We start from the raw sequence: 18,708 nt of genomic DNA on the forward strand, positions 1-18,708 counted from the left end.
AAAGGCCACGAACTATCCACACCTCCGAGTCGTGGCCAACAAGTCTGGAGAACAGCGCTGGTGGGCGCGCGGGCATTGCGGCAGTCATAAAAAACCCTATCGACCGTCACCAATCGCTACTTACAGGGGTTCGAGGAACGCGGAGGTAGCGCGCGCCCGAAGCGAACAAGGGACAACGCGAATGGCGTGCGGTCAATGCACCTTACGTCATACCCATGCGCCTTGTATGTGCGGAAGGAGACCGAATGAAATCAAGGCTACTCCTCACCAATCGAGGCCGAACAGGCCCGCTTGGCAACAGCACGCAAGGCGCTGCGCAGGTTCGGCAGATGCGCAAAGACCAAGCCTGCAGGCCTACCGAAAAACAGCAGGAGGACGCCCAGCATGACTAGTTGGGTCTCCCTTGAAAGGGCTTCGGATCTCACGGGGCTGCCCGTGAGCCACTTCCATAAGCGCGCAGAAGCCTCCGGCTCCTACGTGAACTGGCCAACATCATCAAACAAGGAACAAGGAAAACGACATGACGCCAACTGAAGCCATGGAGGCCAAGATCGAGGTGCTGACCTATGCTGTTCAGTCCCTATGCTTGCAGCTCGGTGGCCGGCTCACGCGCCAGCAATTTGCTGAGCGTATGGGCGTCCACAGAAACACGCTCAGCAACATGCTTGCAAGGGATCGGTCTATGCCCAGGCCTGGGAAGGATGGGAAGTGGCTGCTCTCAGAGGTGATGGATTGGGAGATCCGGCGCCGGCGCCAGGGGTAGGCGCGTCCAGCCTGTCCGCGATCTGCTCTGCAGTCGGGTTGTAGTAGGTCATGGCCCGCTTCGGGTCAGACCACCCAAACATTTTGCAGAGGTCGAGCAGGTGGAGCTTCTGGGCAATGCGTGTCGCCGCGGTATGCCGCGAATCGTGAAAGGTGAAACCAGACAGCCCGGCGCGCTCTCGGCACCGACGAAAGATCACATCCAATGTCCCCTCACCGATGCCGAAGACGAACTCGCTGTCGTAGCCGCGCATGCTCTCGATGTTCCGGCCGGCAGACTTGCTCAGAGGAACGATGCGGCCCTGGCCCGTCTTGGTCTTTCCTTGGCGCAAGATGCAGTGCGATGTCCTTACGTCTTCCCAGCGGAGGTTTGCAATCTCGCCTGCACGCATCCCAGTGAGCAACGCATGGATGAAGCAACGGGCAACTACATGCTTTTTCTGGGTCAATGGCCCACCAGACGACCAGCCCATGGCGCGCAGCATGCATCTCACCTCGAAGTCGGATATGACGCGCTCGCGGTTCATAGGAGCGCTTGGCCGCTTCACGTCCGCCATCGGGTTACGCTCGATCCAGTGCCACTCTCGGCGCGCCTCTTCCAAGATGGAGCTCAACAGGCCCATCTCGCGGATCACCGTTCCGTCTTTGACAGCCTTCCTGCGCTCGTTCTTCCAGCCGATCAAGTCTTGCTCATCAAGCTCAGACATCGGCCGGTCACCTGGCCACTTCGGGTGCTTCATGAATGCCTCGATTCGAAGCAGCTCCCATCTCCAGCCGCGCTTCAATGGGGAGACTTCCTCCTTGTACCGCAGCACCGCGTCATTGAGGGTCTTGGTCTCTCCCAGCAGCCGCGCCCCTGCCTTCCCCCCAGCTGCTGCAGCAAGCAACTCAACGCGACGATGCGCCGCCCACTCGTTGCACTCCCGTGCGGTGGGGAACGTTGCGGCATCCCTCACCCCCTTCACGTTGATCTGTATTCGGTAGGTGCCGGAGGCAGTTTTCTTGGGCTTCGCCATGGGGGAAAAGTGGGGGAAATTGGGGGCAAACGTTGTGCAAACATGTATTTCCGCTGCACATGCCGCTTTTTGGAACGATCATAACTTGTTGATTTGTATGACTTTGTGCAACGTGCGCACATACCAACACAGCTATTCGGTTCCTTTCTCCGGCACCAAACAAGAAGCCCCAGATTCGCAAGAGTCTGGGGCTTTTTCGTTGGGTCATGCTTGTGGCTTCGCGCCTGCTGCGCGCGCCGCCATCCGCACCGCGAGGGCCGACAGTACGGCGCTACCGCCCGCCAGCAGGATGGACGATGTGTAGCTGCCCGACAGATCGAACAGCAGCCCCGCCAGACTGCCCCCTGCCACGGCAGCAATACCGACCGACACGTAGAGCGCACCCAGAATGGCGCCCAGGCTCCGCGTGCCAAACCAGGTGGCAGCCACGGCCGGATACAGCGCGATGCAGCCGCCATTGACCGCACCGAATGCCAACGCGAATCCCGCCAGGGCCGTGAAGCCATGCGCCATGGACCACAGCCCGCACAGCAGGGCCAGACTCGCGGTCAGCACCATCAGAAAGCGCAGCGGTCCCATCCTGTCGCCCAGCCGCCCCAGCACCAGACGCCCGAGCACATTGCCGACGCCGATCAGCCCGATCAGCAGATTGGCCTGCGCGGCAGGCAGCCCCTGCTGACGTGCCAGCGGATTGATGTGGATCAGCGCCAGGAACAGGCCGATGGAGCCGAAGAAGATGGCGGCGAAATACCACCAAAAGCGCGCCTGCCGGGCCACTTGCCCCAGGCCTACACCCACCACGCCCTGGCAGGTCTGCCCAGCAGCCTTGGCGCCGCCGGGTTGGATGCCATCGGGATGCAGGCCCAGCTCCTCGGGCCTGCTGCGCAGGGCGGCTGCGGCAGTCAGGCCGGCCAGTGCGATGGCTGCGGCATAGACCTGCATGGTCAGTTGCCAGGACAGATGCTCCATGAGTGCGCCGGCCACCACGGGCCCGAGCAGGGTTCCAAGTCCGGTGCCGGCAAGCGCGATACCCGAAGCCGAACTGCGCCGCAGCACGAACCAGCGCTGAATGGTGGAGACAGCAGGCACGTAGACCAGACCAACTCCCAGCCCGACCAGCGCACAGAAGGCCCCCAGGAAAGCCGCCAGCGATGATGTCAGCAGGCTGCTGGCCACAAAGCCCAGCGACAGCAACACAATGCCGGCCGAGGTGACAGTGCGCACCGAGCTCCTGTCGCTCCAGGCGCCCGAGAACACGCCGACGGCGTAGTAGATCAGTGCCGTCAATGAAAAGATGGAAGCCGTGGAGAAGCTGCTGGCGCCGAACTGTGCCTGGATGCTGGCAAAAAACGCCCCGAACGAATAGGCGGCACCAAAAATCAGCGCCAGCAGCACATGGACAGCGCCCACGATGTACCAACCCCGGAACAGCCTGCCTCGGTCCATATGCATCTCCTTGATAGGGCTGACTGTAGTTGTCTATACATGCTCAGACATTAAGTATCAACCCGGAGATCAGAGGCAAGCGAGATCACCGGCAATTGCCCGTCAGAGGTCAGGCAAGCTCAACGAGCCGCCTAACCACCAACGGCCGATCGGTGCTTCGCCTGGAGGCGGCGCCTTCCCTCTGCGCCGGAACCGCGCAGCCTCTCACTTTCAAATTCAGCCCCGAGCAGCCCCCCCTTCCCCTCCTTCAGGCATGCGGGACAGCGCCGGGCGCCGGACATCTGGAATCTGCAGTCAGTACCTGGTTTCAGCAATATGTCGCGCATATGCATTGAACAGGTTTTCCAACCATTCGCATCAGACGCATATTTTTCTGTCTTATATTCTTGATTCGCACAATGCTATTGATAACAAGAAATCAATCAATCACCAAAAACCAACAGCAGCATGTTCAATCGACATAATCAACGACTATTGCAAATGAATTATCAAGAATCATGAAAAATATAAGCATTTACTGATGATCACCAAAAACACATCTCTTGTCCGTCTTCCTCCTCTGAAGAAGAAAATAAATGACCAATGAAAGCACTTGAATCCGGTCACACAACGAAAAACCGCCTCAGCAATTTCTTCTTGAAAACTTCTTACAATCCATCGATATTCCCGCCTACCTGATGCGCTCAGCATCCACTCCAGGCCTTTCCTTCCCGTATTGAATCCATGCTGTTTTCCGGCCAGAATCCGCCGCCCGACATACATGACCAACTGTCTTCCGTTTCAAGGCAAGACCGGGAGATACTCCATGGTCATAAAGCGGTTGCGATATGGTTGACCGGACTTTCGGGGTCCGGCAAATCGACCATCGCCAATGCGCTGCAGGCGCATCTGCACGCGGCCGGCCGGCGTACCTATGTGCTGGACGGAGACAACATCCGCAGCCGGCTGAACCGCGATCTGGGCTTTTCCGAAGAAGACCGGGCGGAGAACATACGCAGGGTCTCGGAGGTCGCCCGGCTTTTCGTGGATGCGGGCACGATCGTGATCGCGGCCTTCATTTCCCCTTTCCGTAGCGAGCGCGACACTGCCAGGGCCTTGTTCGACAAGGGTGACTTCCTGGAGGTGTTCGTGGATGTTCCCCTGTCCGTTGCCGAGCGGCGGGACCCCAAGGGCCTGTACAGAAAAGCGCGCCGCGGCGAACTGCGTCAGTTCACCGGAATCGACTCGCCCTATGAACCCCCTGTGGCAGCGGAGCTGACCCTGCGCACGGACCAGCTCAGCGTGGCCGCATGTGTTTCGCGCCTGCAGGCGTTGCTGCTGCACGGGCAGCCGACTGCGCCGGGCACGCCCATCCAGGGCATGGCGCCGCTGATGACCTGCCCCCTGCCACTGGCCAAGGCGCTGCAATGAATGCCAGGCCCGCCCTGCCCTGCGCGCATGAAGACGCCTGTGCCGGCACGCCCCTGTTTGCGCGGCTTGATGCCAGGGTTGCGCTGCAGGCGCTGCGCGAGGAGGTGGATGCGCTGCTGTCCTCGCCATGGTGCGACCACGTGAACCACGGCGGCTACGAAGGCGTATGGCGTGTGATGCCGCTGCGCTGCCAGCGCCAGCATGTGGCGGCCCACCCCATTCTCCAAAGCTTCTCCATCGAGGAACCCGAGGAGGATTGGGAGGACCTGCCCCTGCTGCAGCACTGCCCCGCCATACGCCAGGTGCTGGAGCAACTGCAGTGCCCGCTGCGCTCTGTGCGCCTGATGCAGCTGAAGGCCGGCTCATCCATCAAGCCGCATCGCGACCGTGGGCTGGGCCTGGCGCATGGCCAGGCCCGGCTGCATGTACCCGTGCACACACATCCCGATGTGCAGTTCATCGTGGAAGGCCGCACGATCCCCATGGCCGCAGGGGAGCTCTGGTATTTCAATGCCGATGCCACGCATGAAGTGGTGAACCGGGGCACCCGGGACCGCACCCACCTGGTCATCGACTGCCTTGCCAACGCCTGGCTGGCAGACAGCATCGGCAAGGGACACGCCCATGCATGAGCTGCAGGCGGCCTTTGCCGAACTGATCGCAAGCCCCCGGCAGCACACCCTGTTCCAGCAGGCCAGGAGCATGGAGTCGCTACTGGTGCAGCTGCGCCTGCTGTGGTGTCTTCCCGCCTGGAACGATGGTCGCCTCATGCAGGCGCTGCAGCAGTTGAACCAGGCGGCTGCCGTGCCAACTGCCGCACTGCTGGCCGGTGGCTGGCTGCCACACAGGTATGAGGCACGCACGCGCAGCATCCTTTGGTGCCTGCCGGACGGCCCTGCCACCGAGCCGTTTCATGACGAGTACATCAGCCGCTGCCTGCAGCGCAGGCTGCTGAACCAGTTCATCCGGCCGCGCACGCCGCTGGCCGGCCTGTGCGCGGAATCCCTTCCCAGGCCCGGGGGCCATCCGCCTGCCGGCTTCATCTTCCACCTCTCGCGCTGCGGCTCCACCCTGGTCTCGGGCTGCCTTTCCGAACTGGACGGCACGCTGGTCCTGTCGGAGCCACCTGTATTCACCGAGCTGCTGCTGGACAGCTCACTGGACCGGGCGCAAAAGCGCGATGGCATTGCCGGCCTGGTGTCGGCCATCACCGTGGCCGTGCCGGGGCGCCGTAACCTGGTGGTCAAGTGGAATGCCTGGGACATTTTCCAGTGGGAGCTGCTGCACGATCTCTACCCCGAGGTGCCCAGCCTGATGCTGGTCCGCGATCCTGTGGAGATCCTGGCCTCACACCACAAACAGGCCGGCCGGCACATGTCGGGCGACCCGTCGCTGGCTGGCGCTGGTCCGGTTTTCTGTTCCGGCAGTGGCAGCCAGCCCGTTGTCTCCATGCTCGACCACCGCGTGCGCGTGCTGCAGGCAATGATGGAGCGGATGCGGGATCTGCACGAAAGCCAGGGCGTTCCTGTGCTGCACTACCGCCAGCTGGATGCCGAAGCCATGGAGCATATAGCCCGGCGCTTCGACCTGCACGCAGGCGAGGCAGCGCGCCAGCGCATCGCCGCACGCCTTCGCCAGCATGCCAAGGCGCTGGACCAGCGCTTCGAGCCTGACGGGCGGGACAAGGCGGCCGTCTTTGGCGAAAGCGAACGCCAGGACATCGAAGCGCGCCTGGGCCCGCTGCACGCACAGCTGCTGCGGCGCGCACAACCCGTGAACGAATAGGCCGCGCCAAAGATCAGCGCCAGCAGCACATGGACAGCGCCCACGGTGTACCAGCCCCGGAAAAGTCTGTCTCGCCTCATGTACACCTCCTCGGTGTGCTCACCCGCCCGCCCTGTGCCCCACATTTGGCAGCGCGTGGCTTTCTGGAGCTTCATTGCAATCTTGGCGTGCGCCACAGGCACCATTTCCGTGGCACATCCGGCTGCCACGGCACTCACCGTCACTGCATTGGTCAGTTGCGGAGCATGGTCGAAAAACCGCGAGAAAAACAGACTGCAGGCGCTTGCCGCTGCCCACAACGGCGAGTCGATCTGCGGCTTTGCCCGTTCCTTTGATTTGCGCAGCACAGATCCTTTGGTAGTCCGCGCTGTGTATGCACAGCTTCAGTCTGAAGCGGCACCGCAGGCCACCGCATTTCATTGACGACAGTGCCTTGCTCAGAGCACGGCACAGACCGCTGCAACGCCCTCAGGAAATCACATTCCGGATGAACCGCGTCACGCCTTCGTGCAGGTTCACATAGGCGTAGTCCTGGGCGCTGCCGTAGATGGCGTAGTCGCCGGCCTCGATGGTCATGGGACCCTCGCTCAGGTCCACCAGCAGGCGGCCTTCGACCACGACGATCATCTCGTGCCAGCCTTCCGGGTCAGGTTCGGCCTGGTAGCGTTCGCCGGGCCCAAGGGACCAGGACCACAGCTGAGCCTCGCGCGTGGCGGGCACGCTGCCCAGCAGCATGGCCTGGCTTTCGGGCCGGGTGCCGCGCCAGGCCATGGCGTCCATGCGCAGGCGCTGCGCGGCCGGGTCGCTGACGATTTCTATGAAGCTGGCGCCCAGCGCGTCGGCCAGCCGATCCAGGCTGGACAGGCTGATGTTGGTGTCGCCGCCTTCCAGCTGCACGACCATGCGCCGGCTCAGGCCTGCGGCCTCGGCCAGGGCCGCCTGGCTCAGTCCTGCACGCTGGCGAAGGCGGCGCAGGTTTTCGCTGACGAAAGCCAGGACATCGGAGCGCTCGCCAGCGCTGTGCAATATATTTCTCATATGATCTGCGCAATATGTTGCACACGTCATCTTCTCACAGTTCGCGCACGCCGCTGCTCAGCCGGCAGGAGCTGGCCTTGATCGCCGTCACCATGGTCTGGGGCGGCACCTTTCTCGTGGTCCACCTGGCAATGCAGCACAGCGGGCCGCTGTTCTTTGTGGGCCTGCGCTTTGTCACGGCGGGTTTGATCGGGCTGCTGGTGTTTCGCAAGGCCATGGCCGGGCTCACGCGCACCGAGCTGGTGGCAGGCATCGCCATCGGCGCCAGCATCTTCCTGGGCTATGGTCTGCAGACCTTCGGGCTGCAGACCATCAGCAGCAGCAAGTCGGCGTTTCTGACGGCGTTGTATGTGCCGCTGGTGCCTCTTGTGCAATGGCTGGTGATGGGCAAGCCGCCGCGACTGATGAGCTGGATAGGCATTGGCCTGGCCTTCACGGGCCTGATGCTGGTGGCGGGACCGGAGTCCGGCGGCATGGAGTTGAACGTGGGCGAGATGGCAACCATGCTGAGCACGCTGGCCATTGCGGCCGAGGTGCTGCTGATCGGGCATTTCGCGGGCAAGGTCGATGCGCGGCGCGTGACCACGGTGCAGTTGCTGGCGGCCGGCGTCATGGCGCTGCTGGCCATGCCGGTGGCGGGCGAATCCGTGCCCGACTTCTCATGGGTCTGGCTGTCCGCCGCGGTGGCCATGGCCTGCGCCAGCATCCTGATCCAGCTGACCATGAACTGGGCCCAGAAGTCCCTGTCGCCCACGCGTGCGACCGTGATCTATGCCAGCGAGCCGGTCTGGGCCGGCATCGTGGGACGCATGGCCGGCGACCGGCTGCCGGGGCTGGCAATTCTGGGGGCCGCGCTGATCGTGGGCGGGGTGCTGGTCAGCGAGCTGCGCCTGGGCAGGCAAACACCCAAGCCGTAACGCGCCCCGGATGCGGCCCCCTGCGTGCTGGGCCGCACCTGTCCAACCCTGCGGCAAGGCCACAGGCGAATTGCTGCGCAGGACCAATAGCGGGGGCATGCCAGGCGCCTTGAAAGCCCGGCCAGGACACTTCTCAGAAGCTCTTGAAAAACGGTATTTTCATAATCAATCAGAAACATCCGAGATCAAATAAGCTATTCCTAGGATAAATCTCATTTCCTCAATAATCCTAGGACGACTCTGAAAATCCGATTTTCATCAAAAAGATCATTACAAAACGCAATCAACCCTTTAGATTCCGCTTTTGAAAACAGGCAAGCCATTCATCGGCTTGATGGTCATTCAATTCAGGAACTCATGAAAGGGCGATGGCATGCAAAAGCGTGGCGCGGGAAATCGACGGAAATTGGCCGGCTTTACGGCGGCAATGGCAGTCAGCTGCACAATCGTTTTGGGGACGGGTGGCACCGCATGGGCCGCCTCGGCAGGGCAAGGTCGCGGCTATGCGCTGGAAGTGAAGGCCGGCGTTTCATTGGTAGGCATCGGGCTGGATATCCCGCTGGTAGATACCGGACTGCAAAGTGCGCCGCCGGCGTTCAATGTCTCCGGGAAAATGCTTGCTGCAGACATCGGGGGCGCCACCGACAGCTTGATTTCATTGAAGGCGGGTGTGCTCTCGGCAAGCACCGGGAGCTCGCTGGCGCAAAACCGCGTCGAAACAACCGCAGGCATCAGTGACATCAACCTGTCCATCGCTAGCGTCGTGGCCATCAAGGCTGATGTGCTGCAGTCCCAAGTGCAGGCAACCTGCGTCAATGGCGCCGTCCAGCCCACCGGGGCCGCGACCATCGAGAACCTGAGCATCTCCGTGCTCGGTATCCCTGTCCCAATTCCACTGAATCCATCCCCCAATACCGGACTGAATACCGGAATCCTGGAAATCGTTTTCAATGAGCAAACTCCCGTGGATGGGGGAATGGAAGTCAATGCCCTGCGCATTGGCGCGAAAATACCCACCCTCGCCGACGTCAACCTCGTCTTGGGCCATTCGCAAGCCTCGCTTGCCGACTGCACCGCAGCGCAAGGGGATACCACGCCACCTGCGGTAGACATCACCACGTCCCCGGTGATCAATGCAGACAACCAGGAGGCCTACATCGTCGCAGGCAGTTGCACCGCGGGCGATGGCAATGTGAAGGTGACCATCGGCACGGCCCCGAAGTTCGTGACCATGACGACGGCCTGCAATGCAGCCGGAGCCTGGACGGCACCCGCTGCCAATGTGGCCAGCCTGCCCCTGGGTCCGGTGGACATCACGGCCACCCAGACCGATGCGGCCGGCAACACCGGCACGCGAAGTGTCATCACCACCAAGACCACGGCCGCAGCCACGGACACGACGGCACCCGTGGTCGCGGTGGACAACGCAGCCGCGATAAATGCCGGCAATGAGCACAGCTACACCGTCTCGGGCACCTGCACGGCCGGCGATGGCGATGTCAGGGTGCGCATCGGCACGGCGCCCAACTCCGTGGAAGCCATCGCAGCGTGCGGCAGCAACAGCCAATGGACCACTGCCGCCACCGACCTGGGCGGGCTGCCTGCGGGCACGGTGCCCATCCAGGCCAGCCAGACCGATGCGGCGGGCAATACAGGGACCGCCAATGTCTCCGTCACCAAGGCAGACACCACGCCGCCTGTGGTCACAGTGGGCACCGCGCCCCAGATCAATGCCGGCAACCAGGGCGCCTACATCCTCTCTGGCACCTGCACAGTCGGCGCAGGCAGCGTTACGGTGACCATAGGCACGGCGCCCAACGCGGTGGTGGCCACTGCGCCCTGCGACAGCAATGGCCATTGGACCACCCCCGCCACCGATGTGAGCGCACTGCCTGCGGGTACGGTGGACATCCACGTGGCTCAGACCAATGCCGCCGGCAATTCGGGCACGGCCGATGCCACGGTCACCAAGGTCGATACCACGCCGCCCACCACGCCCTCGGTCACAGTGGTGAATCCTCCCCCGATAGACGCGGGCAACCAGGGCGGCTACATCCTCTCTGGCACCTGCACGGCCGGCGGTGGCAGCGTGACGGTGACCATCGGCACGGCACCCAAGGCCGTGGTGGTGACCGTGCCCTGCGATGGCAATGGCCACTGGACCACTCCTGCCATAGACGTGAGCGGCCTGCCCAAGGGATCGGTGACCATCACGGTCACCCAGACCCAGGCGACGGGCGATGTCGACTCAAGCACTGCGACCACCACCAAGACCACGCCTGGCGCGGGCGATGCCCCAGGCAGCGACTCCGTCGCAGCCATCCCCGTGGGCGGGGCCTGGGCATCCCTGCTCCTGCTGGGCGCGGCGGCGCTGGGACTGCGCCGCCGTGGCAGGCAGCCGGGCCCGCAGCGCTCCGGGCGGCACCACGATTGACGGAGTTGCCACCATAAAAGGCGCCACGGCCGTGGCGCCTTTTTGCGTTGGGCCTGCGCAAGGCATGGGGCGCCTTGATGCGGCCTTGATGGCGTTGTGCGCAAACACAATCCGCCCTTGAGGCAGCCGTCCCTAGAGTCAAGGCCTCACAACAAATGGCTTCCCGATGAAGCCGCGCCGCCATGAGACCTGTCGCCATCCTCCAGCACGAATCCGCCCAGGGCCCCGGCGTTCTGCGTGAACACCTGGAGCAACAGTGCATTCCCTACCGACTGTTGCAGCCTGCCCTCGATGGCACAGCCCCTGTGCACGCCGCCGACTACAGCGGCATCGTGGTGCTGGGCAGCAACCACAGCGTGAACGAGGGCCTGCCGTGGATGGAGGATGAACAGGCCCTGCTGACCGATGCGCTGCGCAGCGACATCCCCGTGCTCGGCCACTGCTTTGGCGCACAGATGCTGGCGCGCGCCATGGGCGCCAGGGTCTGGCGCAACCCCTGCCCCAACATTGGCTGGAGCCGCATCTGGGTGACGGCCGCCGCCCAGCAGGTCATGGACCTGCCGCGCGAGGCGACGATCTTCCATTGGCACTACGACACCTTCGAGATCCCGCGCGGGGCCGTGCGCACCATGTACGGCAGCCACTGCCTGAACAAGGGCTTTCGCCACGGCCGGCACTGGGCCTTCCAGGGCCACATGGAAGTGACCGCCGCCAGCGTGGCTGCCTGGTGCACCGAAGGCCATGACGAGCTGCTGCGCGCACGCGGCCCCGCGGCGCAGACCGAGAGCGAGATCCTGCGCCACCTGGACCTGCGCATTCCCGTGTTGAACGCCCTGGCCCACCGGACCTACCGGGCCTGGACGGCACAGTTGCAGCGGCCGGTGGTCGTGAACCTGGGCGTGGCCAGCCGATAGCCCTCCCCGAAGCGGACGCCCCGGTGAATACCCGGGGAGCGCTTGACGTGGCGTTTGCACGCAGGGAAACTTTCGATACGAAATAAAAAACTTTCTAATCGAAAGAATCCATGCAGGAACAAGGCAACAGTTCACTCAAGCGCAGGCTGCAGATCGTGGAGCTGGCGCGCAAGACCGACGAGGTGCGGGTCGAAGCGCTGAGCGTGCTCTTCGGCGTCTCCACCGTCACCATCCGCAACGACCTGCACTACCTGGAACAGCAGGGCTATGTGGTGCGCGCCTTCGGCAAGGCGCGCTACAACCCGGCCCTGCTCAAGACGGCCGCAGAGATACCTGGCGCCCCTGCCGCCGCGCAAGGCCCGGCGCAGGCCCAGGTGGCCCAGGGCGCGCTGGGCTGGATCGAGGACGACGCCTCGGTCTTCCTGGGCAGCGGCCGCATCACCCACCGCGTGCTGCCACTGCTGGCCAGCCGCCAGGGCATTGCGCTGACGCTGCACGACCTGGCCATGGTGGCGACGGCGCGGCAGTTTCTCGATTGCGCCATCCACGTCACGGGCGGCGCGCTGGCCGGCGACGAGCCCGGCCTCATCGGCCCCGGGGCAGAAGCGGGTCTGCGGGCCCGGCCGCTGGACATCTGCCTGTTCGAGATCTGCGGCATCGACGACCGCAACCGCCTGCTGTGCCGCGACCCGGGCGCGGCTCGCCTGTATTCGGCAGCCGTGGAGCACAGCACCAAGGCCGTGGCGCTGGCCCTGGACCTGGACAGCACCACGAGCGGGCATCCGGTCTGCGACATCGCCCAGATCGACGGCCTGTGCGCCCACCAGGACATGGAGCCGGGCGCCTTCGATCTGCTGGCGCACCACCGGCTGCAGGCCACCCGCAAGGCCGAGGGCCGCATCGAATTCGCCAGAACCTGAGCTTTTCCACAACGACAGAGGGAGGGAGACAGCCATGGACCGCAACACGTTTCTCCGGCGCCTGCTGGCCGGCGCATTCACATTCGGCCTGCCGGCCAGCCCGGCGCTTGCACAGCCGGGCCCCGGCCCCAGCCCTGCCCGCACCATCGGCGTGTCCCTGCTCACGCAGCAGCACCCGTTCTACCTGGAGCTGGCCCAGGCCATGCAGCAGGAAGCCGCGCGGCAGGGGCTGAAGCTGGACCTGAGCATTGCCAACCAGGACCTGGGCAAGCAGATCTCCGATGTGGAGGACTTCGTCAGCAAGAAGGTCGATGCCATCATCCTGTCTCCCGTCGATTCCCGGGGCGTGAAGGCCGCCGTGCTCAAGGCTGCCGCCGCCCGCATTCCCGTGATCACCGTGGACATTGCGGCCAGCGGGGTCGAGGTCGCATCGCACGTGGCCACCGACAACCGCGCCGGCGGCGTGCTGGCCGGCCAGCTCATGGGCCGCGCCACGGGCGGCAAGGGCCAGATCGGCGTGCTGCACTACCCGTCCATACAGTCCGTGGTCGATCGCGTGGAGGGTTTCAAGGCCGCCATTGCCACCTTCCCCGGCATGAAGATCGTCTCGGTACAACCCGGCATCACACGCGCCGAGGCCCTGTCCGCTTCGCAGAACATGCTGCAGGCCCACCCCGATCTCGCGGGCATCTTCGGGTTTGGCGACGACGCGGCCCTGGCTGCACTGGCCAGCGTCAAGGGCGCAAGAAAGCTGGAGCAGGTCAAGATCGTCGGCTTTGACGGCATGGCCGAGGCGCGCGCGGCCGTGGACCGGGAGCCGGCCTTCGTGGGCGTGATCCGCCAGTACCCCGACCAGTTGGGACTGCAAGCCGTGGCCATTGCCGCGCAGCTGCTGCAGGGCAAACCGGTGGAAAAATTCCACCCCGTGCTGCCCGGCGTGTACACGGCTGCCGCCAGGTAAATGGACCTGCGGAGCCCGCCATGCCAGGCCCCACTGCACACAGCCACCCAGGCCGTGCCATGCTCGACGCCGTTGCGCAGCCCCCCATGCTCGAGGCCCGGTCGCTGGCCAAATCCTTCGGCGCCGTGCAGGCGCTCAAAAGCGTTTCCTTCCGCCTGCGCGCAGGCACGGTGCACACGCTGCTGGGCGAGAACGGGGCCGGCAAATCCACCCTGCTCAAGATCCTGGCGGGCGTGCACCAGCCCGATGGCGGCCAGCTGCTGATCGAGGGTGCCAGCACCGAGCTGGCCAGCCCCACCGATGCGCAGCGCCACGGCATCGCCATCGTTCACCAGGAGCTGAGCCTGGCGCCCAACCTCAGCGTGGCGGACAACCTGTTTGCCGCGCGGCTCCCGCAGCGGGCCGGCTGCGTGGACCGCCGCGCACTGCGCCGCGACGCCGCCGCGCTGCTGGCCCGCCTGGGCATGGACCTGGACCCCAACGCGCAGGTGGCCGAACTGTCGCTGGCCCAGCGCCAGCTGGTGGAGATCGCCAAGGCGCTGTGCCAGCCCTCGCGCATCGTCATCATGGATGAGCCCACCTCCTCGCTCAGCGACAGCGAGGCGCAGATTCTCTTCACCCTCATCGCCCGCCTCAAGGCCGAGGGGCGCGCCATCATCTACGTCTCGCACCGCATGGACGAGATCATGCGCATCTCCGACGAGATCACCGTCATGCGCGATGGCAGCTCCATCTGCACCCTGGCGCGGGACGAGACCGACATCGGGGCGCTGATCGCGCTCATGGTGGGGCGCCAGATGCAGGACATCTATCCGCCGCGCAGCCCCACCCCTGACCGCAGCACGCGCGCCCTGCTCCAGGTGCGCGGCCTGGGCCTGGCCGGGCGCTTCGAAGGCATTGACTTCGAGGTCCATGCGGGCGAGATCGTGGGCTTCTTCGGGCTGGTGGGCTCGGGCCGGTCCGATGTCATGGATGCGCTGTTCGGCATGCACCGCTGCACGGGCAGCATCCTCATGCACGGCCGGCCGCTGCGCCTGCGCTCGCCGGCCGACGCCATTGGCCAGGGCATGGCCTTCGTGACCGAGAACCGCAAGGAGCAAGGCCTGGTGCTGGACCAGTCCGTGCAGCACAACATCTGCATGGTGCAGGTGCACAGCGGGCGCGGCGGCGCACTGCTCACCGACGAGGCGGCCGAGCAATCGCTGGCCCGCGCCTGCGTGCAGCGGCTGAAGATACGCGTTGCCGGCCTGTACCAGCCCGTGCGCCAGTTGTCGGGCGGGAATCAGCAAAAGATCGTGTTCGCCAAATGGCTGGCCATGCGCCCCCGGCTGCTGGTGCTGGACGAGCCCACGCGCGGCATCGACGTGGGCGCGAAGTTCGAGATCTATGCCCTGATCCGCGAGCTGGCAGCGGCCGGCACGGCCGTCATCCTGGTGTCGTCGGAGCTGCCCGAGGCACTGGCCCTGAGCGACCGGCTGCTGGTCATGCGCAACAAGCGCCTCGTCCAGAGCCTGGACACCCTCCATCTGCGCCAGGAGACCGTGATGGCGCACGCCACCGGAGCAGGACTGCCATGACCCCTTCCGAACTGAGCATCACAGCGTCTGGCTCCTCCAATGCCTCCGACGCCTCCGACGCTGCCGAAAACATCCCGGGCAGCCAGGAAACATGGCGAGACGGCTTGCGAGGTGGCTGGCGATCGCTGCGGCGCCACGCCGGCACCCTCATGGGCCTTGCCGCCCTGGTGCTGCTGTTCTCCCTGCTGTCGCCGGCCTTTCTGACGGGCGGCAACCTGCGCAACGTGCTGCTGCAGGTGTCCATCATCGCCATCGTGGCCTTCGGCATGACCTATGTACTGCTCCTGGGCGAGATCGACCTCTCTGTGGGATCGGTGGTCGCCCTGGCCGGCAGCGTGGCCGGCCTGATGCTGGGCCAGGGTCTGGCGCCCGCCCTGGTGCTGCCCGCCGTGCTGTTGTGCGGCCTGGTGCTGGGCGCACTCAACGGCTCGCTGTCGGCGCTGCTGCATCTGCCGTCCTTCATCGTGACGGTGGCGACCATGGGCATCTTCCGGGGGCTGGCCTATATCGTCTCAGGCGGCATGCCGGCGCCGGTGGACAACGAGGCTTTTCTGTGGATCGGCAACGGCGAATGGCTGGGCATGCCCGTGCCCATCTGGATCCTGGCCGCGCTGCTGGCTGCCAACCACTTCGTGCTGGCCCGTACCGTCTTTGGCCGCAAAACCTATCTGGCAGGCGGCAATGCCGAGGCGGCCACCTATGCGGGCATACGGGTGGGGCGCCTCAAGATCGCCATCTTCATGCTGTCGGGGCTGATGGCGGCCGTGGGCGGCCTGCTGCTCACCTCCCGCCTGTACTCGGCCCAGCCCAACGCGGCCATGGGCTGGGAGCTGGACGCCATTGCCGCCGCCGTGCTGGGCGGCACGCGCCTGGCCGGAGGCCACGGCAGCGTTGCGGGCACCTTGATAGGGGCGCTGATGATCGGCGTCATCAACAACGGCATGAACCTGATGAGCGTGCCCTACTTCTATCAGCTCATCGTCAAGGGCAGCGTGATTCTGGTGGCTGTGTGCATCGATGTGCACAGCAGGCGCAGGCGCTGACGCATGGGCCGGCGGCGCAGCGAACGGCGCACGGGGTTTGATTCCAAAGGGAGGGAGAGCATGCAATCCATCATGACCATGGGCGAGATCCTCGTCGAAATCATGGCCGAGCGAAAAGGCCAGAGCTTTCGCGCGCCGGGGCCGCTGGCCGGGCCCTATGCCAGCGGGGCGCCCGCCATCTTCATCGACCAGGTGGCCCGGCTGGGGCATCCGGCCGCCATCATCGGCTGCGTGGGCGATGATGATTTTGGCTGGCTCAACATCGACCGCCTGCGCCGCGACGGCGTGGACACCAGCGCCATCGCCGTATGCAAGGGCGCCGTCACGGGCAGCGCCTTCGTCACCTACCGCGACAGCGGCGAGCGCGACTTCATCTTCAACATCACCAACAGCGCCTCGGCACAGCTGCAGCCCGAGCAGGTCAACCAGGCCGTGCTCAAGGACTGCGCGCACTTCCATGTCATGGGCTCGTCGCTGTTCTCGTTTCGCATCATCGATGCCATGAAGAAGGCCATCGAAATCGTCAAGGCCCAGGGCGGCACCGTGTCCTTCGACCCGAACGTGCGCAAGGAGATGCTGCGCATTCCCGAAATGCGCGAAGCCCTGGCCTACATCCTGGAGTTCACCGACATCTTCCTGCCCAGCGGCCACGAGGTCACCCAGCTGGCCCGCTCGGCCGACGAGGCCGGCGCCATCGCCGAAATCTTCGCGCGCGGCGTGCGCGAAATCGTGGTCAAGCGCGGCGCCGACGGCTGCAGCTACTTCAGTGCCGACGAGCGCATCGACCTCGACGCCCTTGCCGTGGACATGGCCGACCCCACGGGCGCGGGCGACTGCTTTGGCGCCACCTTCATCGCCTGCCGGCGCATGGGCAAGACCGCGCTGCAATCGCTGCGCTACGCCAATGCGGCCGGCGCGCTGGCCGTCGCCAGCAAGGGGCCGATGGAGGGCACATCCGGCTTTGCGGGGCTCGACGCGCTGCTGGCACAACAGCCGCAGCACCTGCGGCATGCGGTGATGGAGGGCTGAAACCATGCCCACCCACCTCACCCACCTCACCCACCCCACCCATCTCACCCACTTCACCCGCCTGGCGCAGTCACGCTCCAGGCAAACGCCAGCAGCCGCAGGCGATGCGCGCGCAACAGGCAGCGCACTCGGCATCTACTCCATCTGCTCGGCCCATCCCCTGGTCATCGAGGCCGCCATGCACCAGGCGCTGGACGACGGCACGCCGCTGCTGGTGGAAGCCACCGCCAATCAGGTCAACCAGTTCGGCGGCTACACCGGCATGCAGCCCGCCGACTTCCGCCGCTTCGTGCTGGCCATCGCCCACCGCGTCGGCCTGCCGCTGGAGCGCGTGCTGCTGGGCGGCGACCACCTGGGCCCCACGGCGTGGACGCATCTGCCTGCCGCCGAGGCCATGGAACTGGCGCAGGACCTGGTACACGCCTATGCGGCGGCCGGCTTCGTGAAGCTGCATCTGGACGCCAGCATGGCCTGCGCAGACGACCCCCAGGCGCTGGACGACGAAACCGTGGCCCGCCGCGCTGCCCTGCTCTGCCAGGCGGCCGAGCGCGGCAGCACCTGCCCGGCGCCCGGCCCCGTCTACGTGATCGGCACCGAAGTGCCCGTGCCCGGCGGCGCCGCGCATGCGCTGGAGCATGTGCAAGTCACTGCCCGCGCCGACGCCCAGCGCACGCTGCAGGTGCACCGTGAAGTCTTCGCGCAACAGGGGCTGGACCCAGTCTGGCCGCGCATCATTGCCATGGTGGTCCAGCCCGGCGTGGAGTTCGATCACACGCGCGTGGTGGACTACGCGCCCGGCGAAGCGGCCGACCTCAAACAGTTGCTGCGCCAGCACCCGCAACTGGTCTTCGAGGCCCACTCCACCGACTACCAGCGGCCCGAAGCCCTGCGCCAGCTGGTGCAGGACGGCTTTGCCATCCTCAAGGTCGGCCCCGGCGCCACCTTTGCGCTGCGCGAGGTGCTGTTCGCGCTGGCCGCCATCGAAGAGCAGCTCATCGACGCGCACCAGCGCTCCCACCTGCCCGCCGTGCTGGAGTCCGCCATGCTGGGCCGCCCCGCCAACTGGGAGCGCTACTACCGCGGCGAGCAGCCCGATCCCGGCGCCCAAAGGCTGCTGCGCATCTACAGCTACAGCGACCGCATCCGCTACTACTGGGCCGACCCCACGGTGAACGCCGCCGTGGCGCGGCTGCTGGACAACCTGTCCACCTGCACCCTGCCCGAGAACATGCTCAGCCAGTTCCTCCCAGCCCAATACCAGGCCGTGCGCGCCGGGCGGCTTGCGCCCTCGCCCCACGCGCTGGTGCTGGACCGCGTGCGCGAGGCAATCAGGCCGTATGCGGCGGCTTGTGGGGGTGTTGTGTGATGCGCCAGCCTCGTAGGGGAACTGGGTCTTGAACTGGGCAATTATGTTTGCACATATACTTTTTGAACCCGTTCCCCCGCTCAAGGAGTA

The 18,708-nt window shown here is 65.1% G+C and carries 17 protein-coding genes; 13 read left to right on the plus strand and 4 right to left on the minus strand.

Annotation, left to right across the window (positions count from 1 at the left end; translation table 11 throughout):
* Positions 1–680: 680 nt before the first annotated feature.
* Together DA1_RS07630 and DA1_RS07635 are read right to left on the minus strand one after the other, a co-directional pair.
* Complete coding sequence (locus tag DA1_RS07630) at positions 681–1,778, minus strand: tyrosine-type recombinase/integrase (protein WP_034392496.1); 1,098 nt, start codon at positions 1,776–1,778, stop codon at positions 681–683.
* Between the two features lie 204 nt (positions 1,779–1,982).
* Positions 1,983–3,224: an MFS transporter gene (locus tag DA1_RS07635; RefSeq protein ID WP_034398400.1), complete on the minus strand. Its 1,242-nt coding sequence runs from the start codon at positions 3,222–3,224 to the stop codon at positions 1,983–1,985.
* A 723-nt stretch (positions 3,225–3,947) separates the two neighbouring features.
* On the opposite strand from DA1_RS07635, the gene cysC reads away from it, so the two are divergent.
* From cysC to DA1_RS29510, 4 genes are all read left to right on the plus strand, one after another.
* Positions 3,948–4,634 carry an adenylyl-sulfate kinase gene (cysC, locus tag DA1_RS07640; protein WP_034392494.1) on the plus strand — a complete coding sequence of 229 codons (687 nt, stop codon included), beginning with the start codon at positions 3,948–3,950 and terminating at the stop codon, positions 4,632–4,634.
* Entirely contained in the window at positions 4,631–5,266 is a 636-nt protein-coding gene (locus tag DA1_RS07645) for an aspartyl/asparaginyl beta-hydroxylase domain-containing protein (protein ID WP_034392492.1), read from the plus strand. The genes cysC and DA1_RS07645 overlap by 4 nt, the downstream gene beginning before the upstream one ends.
* Entirely contained in the window at positions 5,259–6,419 is a 1,161-nt protein-coding gene (locus tag DA1_RS07650) for a hypothetical protein (protein WP_034392490.1), read from the plus strand. Before DA1_RS07645 ends, DA1_RS07650 begins: the two co-directional genes overlap by 8 nt.
* A gap of 78 nt (positions 6,420–6,497) precedes the next feature.
* On the plus strand, positions 6,498–6,842 hold the full coding sequence (locus tag DA1_RS29510; protein ID WP_081232003.1) for a hypothetical protein: 345 nt from the start codon (positions 6,498–6,500) through the stop codon (positions 6,840–6,842).
* 45 nt (positions 6,843–6,887) lie between these two features.
* On the opposite strand, the gene DA1_RS07655 is transcribed toward DA1_RS29510, so the two are convergent.
* A complete protein-coding gene (locus DA1_RS07655; protein WP_026062195.1) occupies positions 6,888–7,457 on the minus strand; it encodes a helix-turn-helix domain-containing protein in 570 nt (189 codons plus the stop codon).
* A 14-nt stretch (positions 7,458–7,471) separates the two neighbouring features.
* Between DA1_RS07655 and DA1_RS07660 the strand changes: the two genes are divergently transcribed.
* Positions 7,472–8,374, plus strand: coding sequence for a DMT family transporter (locus tag DA1_RS07660; protein ID WP_013802833.1), 903 nt, complete (start codon positions 7,472–7,474; stop codon positions 8,372–8,374).
* A gap of 655 nt (positions 8,375–9,029) precedes the next feature.
* Here the strand turns inward: DA1_RS07660 and DA1_RS31245 are convergent.
* Positions 9,030–9,422 carry a hypothetical protein gene (locus DA1_RS31245; RefSeq protein ID WP_230590763.1) on the minus strand — a complete coding sequence of 131 codons (393 nt, stop codon included), beginning with the start codon at positions 9,420–9,422 and terminating at the stop codon, positions 9,030–9,032.
* Between DA1_RS31245 and DA1_RS07665 the strand changes: the two genes are divergently transcribed.
* The 8 genes from DA1_RS07665 (at position 9,414) to DA1_RS07700 (ending at position 18,618) form a co-directional block, all read left to right on the plus strand.
* On the plus strand, positions 9,414–10,808 hold the full coding sequence (locus DA1_RS07665; protein ID WP_230590762.1) for a hypothetical protein: 1,395 nt from the start codon (positions 9,414–9,416) through the stop codon (positions 10,806–10,808). The two genes, DA1_RS31245 and DA1_RS07665, sit on opposite strands and share 9 nt — an antisense overlap.
* A gap of 182 nt (positions 10,809–10,990) precedes the next feature.
* Positions 10,991–11,722 carry a type 1 glutamine amidotransferase gene (locus tag DA1_RS07670; RefSeq protein WP_034392485.1) on the plus strand — a complete coding sequence of 244 codons (732 nt, stop codon included), beginning with the start codon at positions 10,991–10,993 and terminating at the stop codon, positions 11,720–11,722.
* Between the two features lie 110 nt (positions 11,723–11,832).
* Entirely contained in the window at positions 11,833–12,642 is an 810-nt protein-coding gene (locus tag DA1_RS07675) for a DeoR family transcriptional regulator (protein WP_034392482.1), read from the plus strand.
* A gap of 34 nt (positions 12,643–12,676) precedes the next feature.
* Positions 12,677–13,603, plus strand: a complete 927-nt coding sequence (locus tag DA1_RS07680) for a substrate-binding domain-containing protein (protein WP_034392479.1) — start codon at positions 12,677–12,679, stop codon at positions 13,601–13,603.
* A gap of 20 nt (positions 13,604–13,623) precedes the next feature.
* Positions 13,624–15,180, plus strand: a complete 1,557-nt coding sequence (locus DA1_RS07685) for a sugar ABC transporter ATP-binding protein (protein ID WP_034392476.1) — start codon at positions 13,624–13,626, stop codon at positions 15,178–15,180.
* Complete coding sequence (locus tag DA1_RS07690; RefSeq protein ID WP_034392473.1) at positions 15,177–16,223, plus strand: ABC transporter permease; 1,047 nt, start codon at positions 15,177–15,179, stop codon at positions 16,221–16,223. Before DA1_RS07685 ends, DA1_RS07690 begins: the two co-directional genes overlap by 4 nt.
* Positions 16,224–16,283: 60 nt before the next feature.
* Positions 16,284–17,252, plus strand: a complete 969-nt coding sequence (locus tag DA1_RS07695; RefSeq protein ID WP_034392469.1) for a tagatose kinase — start codon at positions 16,284–16,286, stop codon at positions 17,250–17,252.
* Positions 17,253–17,256: 4 nt separating this feature from the next.
* Positions 17,257–18,618 (plus strand): D-tagatose-bisphosphate aldolase, class II, non-catalytic subunit, encoded by a 1,362-nt coding sequence (locus tag DA1_RS07700; protein ID WP_051940646.1) that lies wholly within the window; start codon positions 17,257–17,259, stop codon positions 18,616–18,618.
* The last annotated feature ends 90 nt before the right edge of the window (positions 18,619–18,708 follow it).

It is taken from the genome of Delftia acidovorans NBRC 14950, assembly GCF_001598795.1.
Taxonomy (GTDB): domain Bacteria; phylum Pseudomonadota; class Gammaproteobacteria; order Burkholderiales; family Burkholderiaceae_C; genus Comamonas; species Comamonas acidovorans.